The sequence below is a fragment of the Vibrio harveyi genome (assembly GCF_030060435.1).
GTDB classification, from domain to species: Bacteria; Pseudomonadota; Gammaproteobacteria; order Enterobacterales; family Vibrionaceae; genus Vibrio; species Vibrio harveyi.
Window position 1 is genome coordinate 1,171,242 of sequence record NZ_CP125876.1, and the last position, 11,713, is coordinate 1,182,954.

Sequence of the window (11,713 nt, forward strand, 5' to 3'; positions counted from 1 at the left end):
AACAAAGGGCTTAAGCTCATTCACATTGGGATTAAAACGCAGTCTTCGGGCTGCGTTTTTTTGTTTCTCTCAGCCAAATAAAAATAAGGTTATAACACATATAACCATAGGTGATAGAACTTCCTATTATGCTTCCACTTAGTTTTATACAACGTTGAATAGTCCGTCCTTACTTATCCAAAGTTTGTTTACTTACCTGTTCTTTGAAGGGGATTGGATGACGTATGTACACCCAAGTAACCTCATCCTTCGGGAGCGCACTACCTTGAAGTCACTTGGGTATCGTTAGCTTAAGTGGAATAAATATAATATGAAAAATCTTACCAAATTCGTTGCTGTGGGGTCCCTCCTTTCATGTGCAGCAGCTCAGGCTGGAGGCTTGTACTTGTACGAGACTTCTACCACAGATATTGGTTTAGCTTCTGCTGGTATGGCAGCGCGAGCGCATGATGCCTCAGTAATGGCGGCTAACCCCGCAGGTTTATCCAATGTAGCGGGTCAATCTTTCTCTGGTCATCTGATTAGCTTGTATGGCGATGCAACGCTAGACACCATCGATGGTGGAGATGCCGGTAATATCATAGGTTACGTGCCTCTTGGCTCAGCCTTCTATAGCCAACAGGTAAACGACAAGTGGACTTTAGGCATTGGTATGTATGGGAATTATGGTCTGGGATTGGAATATGACCAGCTTTTTAACCGTATCGATATTCCTAATGCCATCACTCAAGCCGTAACGGTTCAGCCTTCTGCTTCTTACCGTATCAACGAACAGTGGTCTGTGGGTGCTGCGCTTGGCATTCACTACGGGATTCTTGATATGGATGTAAAAGTGGACGGAACTTCGCTAGCCGGTGGTATTGAAGATACCGATGTCCAAGTGAATGGCCGTGTTGGCGCGCTTTATGAGCTGAACTCGGGGACACGTTTAGGTTTATCTTATTCTAGTGAAGCAGAATTCGACTTCGCAGATAAAGACCTGACAACCAGCGCAGTGTTACCTCAACAGGTAGTATTTAGTGCTTATCATGAGCTAAACGACAAACTTGCCCTTATGGGTAACTTGAACTGGCAAGATTGGAGCGCGTACGACACCTTGATGGGAGTGGAAACACAAGATACTTATCAAGTCGCGATTGGATCCCAATACAAGATCAACAGTAAGGTGACATGGAATGCGGGTTTTGCGTTTGATACGAGTATGTACGCAGATCAGTCAAACGGTGACCTTACGATTCCTGCTGGTAAATCTTATCGTTTAGGTACTGGTTTTGATTACAAGATTGATGAAGCAAGCTCGGTATCTGTAGCATTTGAAGCAATGCTAATTGATTCATCTGAAATCAAATTGGCGGGCATTCCCGTTGCGAACTTTGATGACCCAGCGTTGTATTTCCTAAGTGTCGGTTACAACTGGAAAAACCAATAAATCAGTTTAAAACAACGGTAATCAGGTGTTCGCTTACCGTTGTTTTATTGTTATTGATTGTTCTCGAGTTTTTCGCGGTATTGTTCTTGTAGAATGTACATGCGTTTTACGTCACGGTAGCTGCCGTTGATAAAGAATTCTTGCACCAAATGCCCCTCTTCAATAAAGCCGCACTTTTGATATAGGTGAACGGCTTTTTCGTTGTCTAAAGCAACCAAAAGATAGATTTTGTGCAGGTTAAGAATTGAGAACGAATAATCCAAAGCTCGATTGATCACCTCTTCCGCGTAGCCACGTCCTTGATGGTCTGGTGCGATGATGATTTGAAATTCTGCACTACGGTGAATGTAATTAATCTCTATTAACTCTACCAGACCAATTAATACACCATGTTCATCTTCTACGACAAAGCGGCGCTCAGCATCATCGTGAATGTGCTTGCGGTAAAGTTCCTCTAATTCATCATGGGATTCGTACGGCTCTTCAAACCAATACGTCATAATATTGCGGTTGTTGTTGAGGTCGTGAATAAAGCGCAGGTCTGAACGTTCTAAAGCACGAATAGTGAGACCATTTTTCATCGTTTATCTCCAGAGAGCAAAAGCATAATCAAAGGTAATTATGATTCCTCCATCTTAGCTCATTAGGGGGAAATCTCCCCTTTACTTCTCTGAGTTTAAGACGGTAAAAGCGATCTTCGTCATACCCTTACAATCCCTTTAAATATAAGGACTTTGGTAATAATAAAAGTTAATCATAACGACAAAAAACCTGATTAGTTTAAGGGTGCGATTTCAGATTAAATACCGCCAACGACTTAAGGTCATAATCTACATACACAAGGTATTAAATATGTTTTCAATCGGTGACGTAGTAGTAGCTACTAAAGGTATCGAGCTAGGCGAAATGGTTGTTACAGGTCTAAGCAGCGGCGGTTTTTACGCGCACGTTAAAGCTGGCGAAAAAACGCTAACTTACCCAGCTAAAGATCTTAAGAAAGCATAATTTAATTTGCTGACTTGCGAAAAAGGTAGCTCACGAGCTGCCTTTTTTTGTGCCTACAATTCCTTCCTAAATTCCTACTTTATTTCCCTCTGATTTATTTTTATTCAATTTTGATTCATTGTGGTTATACCCAAGTAACCTCGAGATGCTAGGTTCAGCGAGAATGACTTGGTTTGTAGACGCGGCGGCGATTTAAAGATCTAGTCATTCTAAATCAAGAATCGGCAACAAAGTATACAAGCCAAGGCAGCTCGCCCTTTGGGAGCGTGTCATTGACCCGATTGCTGCGTCAAACAACTTGGAAAGAGCTAGCTATTACACTGCGTTGTTTTCCTTACTCTCGAATCAATGACAGCGCTCTGAATCCTGCATCTTGAAGTCACTTGGGTATATATACCATTTTTGACTCATATCAATAAAAGCTTTGGTTTTAAGTTGTTGTTTTTATGTTGTATTTTTTACTTATCTCCACAAGTGTCTGTTTTTATAAACTTTAGATGTTAAATTAGTTGCTCATCTAAATATTCGATTAATATCAATTCCTTTTTCCCATTTTTAAATATTTGGGCATTTCAATAACTTTCGCCTTAACTGATTTAGGGGAACAGTTATGAATAAAAAGAAAATAGCACTAGGGATCGTGGGAGTTGGTTTGGTGGCTTACTTCGGTACCGTTTACATGGTGAACCAAGACGATAAAAAGGTAGCTCAACAGAATCTGACGCAATTTAGCTCGTTAGATCAATCTACGTTGGATTACCAAGCAATGAAAGTACTGGCAGACAAAGGCTGCGGTTACTGCCATACACCAAATAGCGAAATGCCTTTCTACTCAGAAATGCCAGTCGCGAAACAGATAATGGAAGCGGACGTCAAAGTCGCGATGCGCCACTTTGATATGACCAATTTGTTTGATGACGTGAAGCAAAGTGACCCGGTGTCTGAGGTTGCGCTTGCTCGACTTGAGAAAGTGCTTTACGACGATTCCATGCCGCCAGCGATTTACCTGACCATGCACTGGTCAGCAAGCATGTCAAAAGATGAAAAGCACACGCTGTTAAAGTGGATTCGCGAAAAACGATCAGAGCGTCATGCGCAATCGCCTGTATCTGAAGAGCGTAAAGGCAAAGTCCTACAGCCAATTTACACCACGTTTGAAACTGATGCAGATAAAGCTGAGTTGGGTAAGGTGCTTTATCATGACACGCGATTGTCAGGAGACAATAGTGTCTCATGTGCATCATGCCATAGCCTTGATACAGGCGGCGTGGACCGACTAGTAACCTCTGTCGGTATTCATGGTCAAGTCGGCGGCATTAACGCGCCAACTGTTTTTAACGCCGTGTACAACAAACTGCAATTCTGGGATGGTCGTGCTGCAGATCTGCAAGATCAGGCTGGTGGTCCTCCATTTAACCCAATTGAAATGGGCTCTGTGGATTGGGATGAAATTGTCGACAAGTTAAGCCAAGACCCAGAAATGGTCGCGATGTTCAAAAAGGTTTATTCAGGTGACATCAATGGCAACAACATTACGGACGCGATTGCCGAGTTTGAGAAAACGCTTACCACACCAAACAGCCGTTTCGACCAGTATTTGATGGGTAATACGGATGCACTGGACTCACATGAGAAATATGGTTTGATGTTGTTCAAGAAATACGACTGCCAAACCTGTCACGCAGGTGAAGCCATGGGTGGTGAAACGTTTGAAACCATGGGTATGAAAGCCGATTACTTCGCAGACCGTGGCACAGAAATGACCGATGCAGATCTTGGCCGCTACAACTTCACTGGCAATAAAGAAGATAAGCATAAGTTCAAAGTGCCAACATTACGCAACATTGAACTGACGCCGCCATACTTCCATGATGGTCATGCGGATACGTTAAACAAAGCCATCTACGACATGGGTAAGTATCAAGTCGGTGTGGAGATGTCAGAACAAGAAGTTGACGCTATCAAAGCCTTCCTCAAAACCTTGACGGGTGACTATGAAGGCTGCCCATTGAGTTAAGCTTAAGTAATATGCCAAAGCGAATCTTTGATAAAAGATAGCTCCCACACTTAAGACCACCTTGAACTGAGGTGGTCTTTTTTATGCTCCGAACTCAACCAAATCAGCACTTTAGTGATTGGTTTGTCGACCCTTCTAGATGATAATGACGCCTTAATTTCATCCATATAAAAAGAACGAAAAATATTATGAAAGTGATAGTTAAGAACGCACAAAAACAACACGCTCAAGGCATTACCGAAGTGTTGAACCCAATTATCGAAGAGGGCTTATATACGATTCTTGATACCACCTTTACGACAGAAGAGGAAGAAAGCTTTATTGAGAGCTTTCCTGAAATGGGCGTATTTAATGTGGCATTGAACCCAATCGATGAGAGTGAAGAAGAGGGCACTGTGCTGGGTTTCCAAAACGTAGAGCCTTTCGCGAGTTATACCAAGGCGTTTGCGCACGTTGGTATTATCGGTACCTTCGTTGATGCAAAATATCGTCGCCAAGGTGTGGCTTCGGCTCTGTTTACCGCTACCTTTGCTGATGCGAAATCGAAAGGTTATGAAAAGCTGTTTGCGTATGTGAGAGAAGACAACCCTAACGCACTTGCCACGTATCTAAAACATGGTTTTGAAGTAGTTGGTACGGCAAAGAAGCACGCCAAGATTAACGGTCAGTATATCAATGAAGTTCTGATTGAGAAGTTTCTCTAACGCTTAGAAGGAAAGCAAGATGCACAATATGCATAAGTCAGCAGGTATCATCATTAAAAACGGCGCACTTCTGGTGTTACGTTCAAAAGGCAAAGACACCTTCTACGCGCCAGGTGGCAAACTTGATAGTGGCGAAACTTCAGAGCAAGCATTATGTCGCGAGCTACATGAAGAAGTGGGGATTAAGGTAACGGAAGAGAACTTGGTATTGTTTGGGCGATTTGAAGCACCAGCGCACGATAAAGACGGCATTACTTTGGTCATGGATGTGTTCTTCGTTAGCGATTACTCGGGCGAGGTGGTTGCCAGTAATGAAATCGAAGAGTGCCAATGGGTAGATTCTTCGAGCGTCGATGACGTCGCGATAAGTACGATTTTTCGCAATAACGTATTCCCTCAGTTGGTGGAACAAGGACTGGTTAAATAGCGCATCCTTGAGTCACTGATAGAAAGTAACACGCCCGTAATGTGAGAGCATTACGGGCGTTGTCTTTCGAGCTTTGTTCTAATCGTTATTCAGATAATCGATTTGAATCAGCCATTGTTTGGCAGAGCTGTCAAACTTGCCTCCAAGTAAAGATTCCAATAATGATTTTGCTTGTCGATACTGATGCAATTCAAAATGAGCAATTGCCTTAAGCAGTTGCCACCTCTGGTTCTTTGGTTGCTGCTTAATTTGTTGCTTTATGGGCTACAGTGCCAGTCGAGCAACTTAATGATTTTTACCAAGCGAACTCGCTGAAGGTTGAGTTGCAAGGCGATGCACCAAAAGTTGAAAAGGTAGACGTGTCTTTGCGAGGTTTTAAAACCATGTATCAGACCTTGATACCAAGCTGTAAGTAAATACATAGATAGGCGTATCGAAGTGAACGATATGCCTATCTCGCTAATCTTCAACCTTACTGTCCTAACTTCTCCGCATACTCTGTTAGGATTTGTTTATACACTTCCACTGGTTGTGCGCCTGTCACGGCACTTTCCATATTGAAGACTACCGTTGGCACTGAGCTTACGCCAAGTTGATGCCATTGGCTTTCTTGATACTCGATAGAGTCAGCATTACTTGCATCGTCTAGGGTGGCGATGCCCATATTTGCATCTAAACCAATGTCAGTCAGAATCGCTGCCAGTGTGCTTCGGTCAGAGACATCTTTGCGTTGACCAAAGAACGCAGTAAACAGGGCTAACTTCAATTCAGTTTGCTTACCAAATTGCTCCGCCCATTGCAGCAGTACGTGTGCATCTCGCGTATTGACCATCTTCATGTCATCAAAGTAATCAAAGTCGAACCCCACTTCTTTACCTAGATTAGTCAGGTTATCACGTGCACGAACACTGTCTTCCGGTGTTGTGCCGTATTTATTCGCTAGGTGCTGGCGTAGGTTTTCTCCTTCTGCTGGCATGTTTGGGTTCAATTCGAACGGTTGCCATTCCAACTCAATTTTGTCTTCCAATCCTAGCTCTTGAATTGCTTGTTGTAAGCGTTTGTAGCCGATGATGCACCAAGGGCAAACCACATCTGAAACTACATCGATTTTGATTACTGATTCCATAAAGCAGACCTTACTTTTTCGAGTTATAAAATGGATATGGAGACCAAGAGTGTGAATTCAACCAGTTACCTTTTAGTAACCTGATGCTTTTCTCATCGCATTTTATCTTTCAGAGTATCTTTTTCTACAATTCATGTTGACCTGTCTATAACTCTACAGTTTAAGATGCTTTCATCAGCGCTGAGGAAAATTACATGTATCGGATATCGGAACTGGCAGAGATGCTGGGTTTGTCTCGCACCACATTGCTCTATTACGAGAAGATTGAGCTCATCAAAGGGCAACGGTTAAGCAACGGCTACCGCGCGTATAGCGATGCGGATCTACAACGCTTGCGTTTGATCCAGCAATTGCAAAGCGGCGGACTGACGCTCAAGGAGTGTAAAGCCTGTCTGGAAGCTAAAGTAGATCGCCAATTGATGCTAGAAAGGCTCAGGCTCCTCGATGAAGAGATTGAGCAAAAGCAGAAATCACGTCAGCTTTTGGCGGCGCTGCTGGGCGAAACACCGTTAACCGATTGGCATGAATCGTTGGATGAAGTTGCACCGGATGCGCACTTGAAATGGCTTATGACGCAAGGTTTTAGCGAGAAAGAAGCCCTTCACTTACGTTGGTTATCAAAAGATATGAACACTCATGAAGATTACATGGCGGACTTCTTCCGCGTATATGAAGCCTTGGAATTTTGGGGGCCGGGAGCAGAGCAAGACACCTTGAAGGCATTGAGTATGCTACCTACGCAACCTGATGAAATTCTGGAAATCGGCTGTGGACAAGGTATCGCGACTCGCACGCTGGCTCAACACGCACATGTTACTGCTGTTGATAATGACGAACCATCGTTGCAGCGCCTGAAAGGCAAAGCTCAAACTCTCGGTTTAAGGGACAAGATCACAACAGTGTGTGCCAGCATGACAGAGCTCCCGTTTGCAGAAGGCTCGGCCGATGTCATTTGGGCAGAAGGCAGTGCATACATCATGGGCGTGGAGAACGCATTCAAAGCATGGCGTCCATTGCTTAAAGAAGGTGGTATTTTAGTGCTGAGCGATTTGGTTTGGAACATCGAGACTCCAAGTGAAGATACGGTGGCGTTCTGGAAGAAAGAGTACCCAGATGTGGGCAGTGTCGAGAAGCGAATTAAGCAAGCAAATGCAGCGGGATACCATGCGCTAGAGACGTTCCCAATTAGCCAACAGGCATGGGATAACTACTACGTTCCTTTAGATGAGCGTGTGCAAAGTTTGAAAGCTGAGATGCCGGAATCACAAGCATTAAAAGACATACAAGTTGAATTAGATATCGTTAAACGCCGCGGTAACGAAGTGGCGTATCAGATGTATATCTTACAAAAAGATTGATAGAAAAATGAACGAAACAACAAATCAAAACACACAAAAAACAAACTACACACTTTCTCCTTATGAGAGAGTAATGAGCAGCGAGATGATCGCTTTATTTACTCAAACCTTTTCTGATTCTGAAGGCGAAGTAGAAGGCAAAACCATCGGCTCGCTCGTCGGTGACTTACTGAAAATAACCCCAGAACAGGAGCTAAAAGGCTTTGTGGCTAAACAAGGTGAACGCTTAATTGCAGGTGTGTTGTTTACGCCACTACGCTTTGAGAGTGGTGAAGTAGGTTATCTATTATCACCAATGGCAACTCTGACAGAATGTCAAGGAAAAGGCGTAGGACAAGCCTTGATCAACTTTGGTCTGGAACACTTAAAACAGCAAGGCATTGAGTTGGTATTTACCTACGGCGATCCTAACTTCTATTCGCGCGTTGGGTTCCAACAAGTCTCCGAGGAGCAGTTCAAAGCGCCACATGCCTTGAGCTTTCCACATGGTTGGTTGGCACAATCATTTACAGGTGAGTTGATACCAACTCAAGGCACATCTTCTTGCGTGCAAGGTTTGGATAGTCCTGCGTATTGGTAGGATTGTGCACTAGAAAAAACGGAGCCTGAGAGCTCCGTTGTTAATCATAAAGTTAGTGTTAAATATTTTTGTATTCGTCCAACACCAGTTGGCTAATCTGAGCAATCACTTGGTCACGAGCTTGCAGTGACAGATCGGTGCCTGTGATATAGATACTGATGTAAACAGGCTTGTGATTTTCTTTCCAGATCATCGCGGTGATACCACGTGAGCCAAAACCGCCTGCGCCAGAACGATCTGCAATTGACCAGCCTTTAGGCAACACAGAACGCATTAGAGAGTCAGATACCTTGTTGTCTTGCATCCAGATCTTTAATTGAATGCGAGATTCATACGATAGCGCGTCGCCTTCTAGTAGGGTGTGCAGGGTGTTTACCATGGCGTTAGGTGTCGTCGTGTCTTGCTTGTCGCCCGGTTTCGCTTCATTCAATCTCGGCTCAAAACGGTCAAGTCGGGTTGCTTTGTCTCCAATGGTACGCAAGAACATTGTCACACCACGAGGTCCACCCACACTGCGCAAAACAATGTTGGCTGCGGTGTTGTCACTCATCAGCATCGCGGCTTCACAAGCATGCTCAATGCGAGTCGTTTGACCAGCCATGCGGTCCATTACCGGAGACCACACCACCATGTTGCGTTCTTCTACTTTAGCGGTCGCGTTCTTATCGAGCTTTTCATTATCCATGTCATTGAGCATGGTCGCACATGCGAGTGTTTTGAAGGTGCTCATCATGGGAAAGCGCTCATCGCCACGATAATCCCAATGCTCATCGGTTTGTGTATCCCAAACCGAAACACCGATGCGACCTGAGATATGTTCTTCTATTGCAGCGAGGTCTTCATTGATTTTGGCGGCGTAAGTTGCACTTGAACAGGCTAACAATCCGAGCAGCAGAAATAGCTTTTTCATCGTTGATTTTCTTAGTGTTATTAATACCAGTTCTTACTCTGGTGACATTACCCGGAACTATAACGAGTGAATACTCTAATAACTGTTAGATTCATGTCTTTTTTCTGTAGGAATCTTTGCATATGCCAAGCTTTACCCGTTTTTACGCTTATTGACGTTGTTTTACATGTGAAGGACTAAAGTAAAGTTGTCGATTAACCGAGTAACCAATCATGAAAACAATCCGCAATATCATCTGGGCAATGATCGCCGTGATGTCCGTTTTATGGTTTGCGATGGAGCCGCAGCTTTTCTCTTCCAGCAATGTCTTTGAACGGCGATCTGCCATGATCCAATATTCAGGCATTTTGTCTTTGATGTTGATGTCGGTCACCATGGTGTTGGCGATGCGTCTGCCCGTGGTTGAAAACTGGCTACATGGCATGGACAAAGCGTATCGAGTGCATAAATGGTTAGGTATTAGCGGTGTTGCATTGGGTATTGTGCACTGGCTTTGGTATCAAGTGCCGAAATGGTTGGTTATGTCGGGAGTATTGGCGAGACCAGTAAAACACTCAGGAGCAGGACCTGCTGGTAATTTGTTTGGCATTGAAGCTTGGGTTAGTGGCTTACGTGAATTTGGGCAGAGCCTTGGTGAGTGGGGGTTCTACTTACTGTTGGTGTTGTTGGTGGTTTCTTTGTGGAGTGCGATAAAATACAAACCGTTCAAACTCTCTCACCGTTTGATGTCGGCTGCTTATCTATTGATTGCTATTCATTCCGTGCTGTTGTTAAAACGCGCGTACTGGGGTGAGCCTGTTTACTACGTTACGGTCGCCTTTGCAGTCGTTGGTTCGATCGCCGCACTTTACAGTTTGTTTGGCTTGGTTGGACGTCGGAATAAACACTCCGCTATGGTGACTTCTACACGTTACTTCCCACAAGCAGAGGTGATGGAGTTAGTTTTAAAACCAGAAGCGTCTTGGCAAGGGCACAATGTGGGGCAATTTGCCTACTTACGCTTTGGTGACGAAGATGCGCATCCATTTACCATTGTATCCGGTAGTGAAAGTAACGAACTGCGTTTCTTAATCAAGGAGCTGGGCGACTTTACCACTGGGCTTTATGAACGAGTGCGAAATGGGGACGCAGTCACGATAGAAGGTCCTTACGGTCGTTTAGCATTTGATTTAGATAAACCGCAAATTTGGGTCGCTGGCGGCGTAGGTATTGCTTCTTTCTTTGCTGCTTTGGAAGCATTAAAAACGAAAGCGAGTAACAATAACGTGCACTTGTTTTATTGTACACGTGGTGTGGATAGCCATTTAGTTGATGAGCTATGGCACCTTGCTCACCAAGCCAACGTCAACTTGCATGTGATAGACACACTGAAAGCACCACGTTTAAATGCTGAGCGTATCATCGTGCAATGTGGTCATTTAAATCAGTATGAAATGTACTTCTGTGGACCTGAAGCGTTCTCAAAAACATTGAAAAAAGAGCTCGAGGCGTGTCAATTTAATATTGAAAGAAGCTATCACGAAGAGCTGTTTGTAATGAGATAAAAATCGTTATTGAATGAGAAAGGAGCTGAATGAACAGCTCCTTTTGTATATTTGATTTGATACTACAGCTCGATATTTTTAACCATGCCAGCTTCCGCATGACCCGGAATGTTGCACGCGAACTCAACGTTGTTGTCACCGTGGAAATGCCACAATAACTGCTTCGCTTTGCCCGGTTCTACCGTCACAGAATTGCCTGAGTCGTGCATGTGCCCACCAGTCATTGTCTTCATCATTTCACGATGCTCTAGCTGCTCTTTGGCAGAACCGATAGTGAACTCGTGGTCGATTTTACCCGTATTCATGACTACAAACTGCACCACATCGTTTGGCTCAATCTTAACGTCCTTCTTGAACTTGATTGTCATGTCATCACCTAAGATAACGTGTACCACTTTATCTGGTTTTGCGCCTTTTGCTGGCATACCAACTGCCGACATGCCCGGCATATCCATCATGTTTGAATGGTCCATTTTACTGTGGTCCATTTCCATGCTGCCGTGGTCCATATTTTCATGCTTCATATTGCCATGATCCATTTGGGCAAAGGCAGCCGTTGTAGTTAGGGTTAGAGCAAGAGTGATTAGTGTCTTTTTCATTTTTATATCCTTGT

At 44.0% G+C, this 11,713-nt stretch carries 12 protein-coding genes; 8 read left to right on the forward strand and 4 right to left on the reverse strand.

Annotation, left to right across the window (positions count from 1 at the left end; translation table 11 throughout):
* Positions 1-310: 310 nt before the first annotated feature.
* Positions 311-1,429: an OmpP1/FadL family transporter gene (locus tag QMY49_RS21810; RefSeq protein ID WP_005452605.1), complete on the forward strand. Its 1,119-nt coding sequence runs from the start codon at positions 311-313 to the stop codon at positions 1,427-1,429.
* A 50-nt stretch (positions 1,430-1,479) separates the two neighbouring features.
* On the opposite strand, the gene speG is transcribed toward QMY49_RS21810, so the two are convergent.
* Entirely contained in the window at positions 1,480-2,010 is a 531-nt protein-coding gene (gene speG, locus QMY49_RS21815; RefSeq protein ID WP_005452602.1) for a spermidine N1-acetyltransferase, read from the reverse strand.
* 271 nt (positions 2,011-2,281) lie between these two features.
* Between speG and QMY49_RS21820 the strand changes: the two genes are divergently transcribed.
* The 4 genes from QMY49_RS21820 (at position 2,282) to QMY49_RS21835 (ending at position 5,582) form a co-directional block, all read left to right on the forward strand.
* On the forward strand, positions 2,282-2,434 hold the full coding sequence (locus QMY49_RS21820; RefSeq protein WP_005452601.1) for a hypothetical protein: 153 nt from the start codon (positions 2,282-2,284) through the stop codon (positions 2,432-2,434).
* 610 nt (positions 2,435-3,044) lie between these two features.
* The gene (locus QMY49_RS21825; protein ID WP_283314271.1) at positions 3,045-4,451 is read left to right on the forward strand and encodes a cytochrome-c peroxidase; all 1,407 of its coding nucleotides are present in this window, start codon (positions 3,045-3,047) and stop codon (positions 4,449-4,451) included.
* Between the two features lie 188 nt (positions 4,452-4,639).
* The gene (locus tag QMY49_RS21830) at positions 4,640-5,155 is read left to right on the forward strand and encodes a GNAT family N-acetyltransferase (RefSeq protein ID WP_005452596.1); all 516 of its coding nucleotides are present in this window, start codon (positions 4,640-4,642) and stop codon (positions 5,153-5,155) included.
* Between the two features lie 28 nt (positions 5,156-5,183).
* The gene (locus QMY49_RS21835) at positions 5,184-5,582 is read left to right on the forward strand and encodes an NUDIX hydrolase (RefSeq protein ID WP_026000263.1); all 399 of its coding nucleotides are present in this window, start codon (positions 5,184-5,186) and stop codon (positions 5,580-5,582) included.
* Between the two features lie 472 nt (positions 5,583-6,054).
* Here QMY49_RS21835 and QMY49_RS21840 read toward each other — a convergent pair whose 3' ends face one another.
* Complete coding sequence (locus tag QMY49_RS21840) at positions 6,055-6,708, reverse strand: DsbA family oxidoreductase (RefSeq protein ID WP_050934743.1); 654 nt, start codon at positions 6,706-6,708, stop codon at positions 6,055-6,057.
* A gap of 194 nt (positions 6,709-6,902) precedes the next feature.
* Between QMY49_RS21840 and QMY49_RS21845 the strand changes: the two genes are divergently transcribed.
* Both QMY49_RS21845 and QMY49_RS21850 read left to right on the forward strand, forming a co-directional pair.
* Positions 6,903-8,066 (forward strand): MerR family transcriptional regulator, encoded by a 1,164-nt coding sequence (locus QMY49_RS21845; RefSeq protein WP_283314276.1) that lies wholly within the window; start codon positions 6,903-6,905, stop codon positions 8,064-8,066.
* Positions 8,067-8,073: 7 nt separating this feature from the next.
* Positions 8,074-8,646, forward strand: a complete 573-nt coding sequence (locus tag QMY49_RS21850; RefSeq protein ID WP_283314278.1) for a GNAT family N-acetyltransferase — start codon at positions 8,074-8,076, stop codon at positions 8,644-8,646.
* A gap of 58 nt (positions 8,647-8,704) precedes the next feature.
* Here QMY49_RS21850 and blaCARB read toward each other — a convergent pair whose 3' ends face one another.
* A complete protein-coding gene (gene blaCARB / locus QMY49_RS21855; RefSeq protein WP_005452579.1) occupies positions 8,705-9,556 on the reverse strand; it encodes a CARB/PSE/RTG family carbenicillin-hydrolyzing class A beta-lactamase in 852 nt (283 codons plus the stop codon).
* A 212-nt stretch (positions 9,557-9,768) separates the two neighbouring features.
* Between blaCARB and QMY49_RS21860 the strand changes: the two genes are divergently transcribed.
* The gene (locus tag QMY49_RS21860) at positions 9,769-11,100 is read left to right on the forward strand and encodes a ferredoxin reductase family protein (RefSeq protein ID WP_283314282.1); all 1,332 of its coding nucleotides are present in this window, start codon (positions 9,769-9,771) and stop codon (positions 11,098-11,100) included.
* Positions 11,101-11,162: 62 nt separating this feature from the next.
* Here the strand turns inward: QMY49_RS21860 and copI are convergent, their stop codons facing one another.
* The gene (gene copI / locus QMY49_RS21865) at positions 11,163-11,699 is read right to left on the reverse strand and encodes a copper-resistant cuproprotein CopI (protein WP_050940038.1); all 537 of its coding nucleotides are present in this window, start codon (positions 11,697-11,699) and stop codon (positions 11,163-11,165) included.
* Positions 11,700-11,713: the final 14 nt, after the last annotated feature.

Excerpts from the sequence above, each read along its gene's own strand:
- QMY49_RS21810 (WP_005452605.1), top strand. The coding sequence starts at position 311 with ATGAAAAATCTTACCAAATTCGTTGCTGTGGGGTCCCTCCTTTCATGT.
- QMY49_RS21835 (WP_026000263.1), top strand. The coding sequence starts at position 5,184 with ATGCATAAGTCAGCAGGTATCATCATTAAAAACGGCGCACTTCTGGTG.
- QMY49_RS21820 (WP_005452601.1), top strand. The coding sequence starts at position 2,282 with ATGTTTTCAATCGGTGACGTAGTAGTAGCTACTAAAGGTATCGAGCTA.
- QMY49_RS21850 (WP_283314278.1), top strand. The coding sequence starts at position 8,074 with ATGAACGAAACAACAAATCAAAACACACAAAAAACAAACTACACACTT.
- copI (WP_050940038.1), bottom strand. The coding sequence starts at position 11,699 with ATGAAAAAGACACTAATCACTCTTGCTCTAACCCTAACTACAACGGCT.
- speG (WP_005452602.1), bottom strand. The coding sequence starts at position 2,010 with ATGAAAAATGGTCTCACTATTCGTGCTTTAGAACGTTCAGACCTGCGC.
- QMY49_RS21825 (WP_283314271.1), top strand. The coding sequence starts at position 3,045 with ATGAATAAAAAGAAAATAGCACTAGGGATCGTGGGAGTTGGTTTGGTG.
- blaCARB (WP_005452579.1), bottom strand. The coding sequence starts at position 9,556 with ATGAAAAAGCTATTTCTGCTGCTCGGATTGTTAGCCTGTTCAAGTGCA.
- QMY49_RS21840 (WP_050934743.1), bottom strand. The coding sequence starts at position 6,708 with ATGGAATCAGTAATCAAAATCGATGTAGTTTCAGATGTGGTTTGCCCT.
- QMY49_RS21830 (WP_005452596.1), top strand. The coding sequence starts at position 4,640 with ATGAAAGTGATAGTTAAGAACGCACAAAAACAACACGCTCAAGGCATT.
- QMY49_RS21845 (WP_283314276.1), top strand. The coding sequence starts at position 6,903 with ATGTATCGGATATCGGAACTGGCAGAGATGCTGGGTTTGTCTCGCACC.
- QMY49_RS21860 (WP_283314282.1), top strand. The coding sequence starts at position 9,769 with ATGAAAACAATCCGCAATATCATCTGGGCAATGATCGCCGTGATGTCC.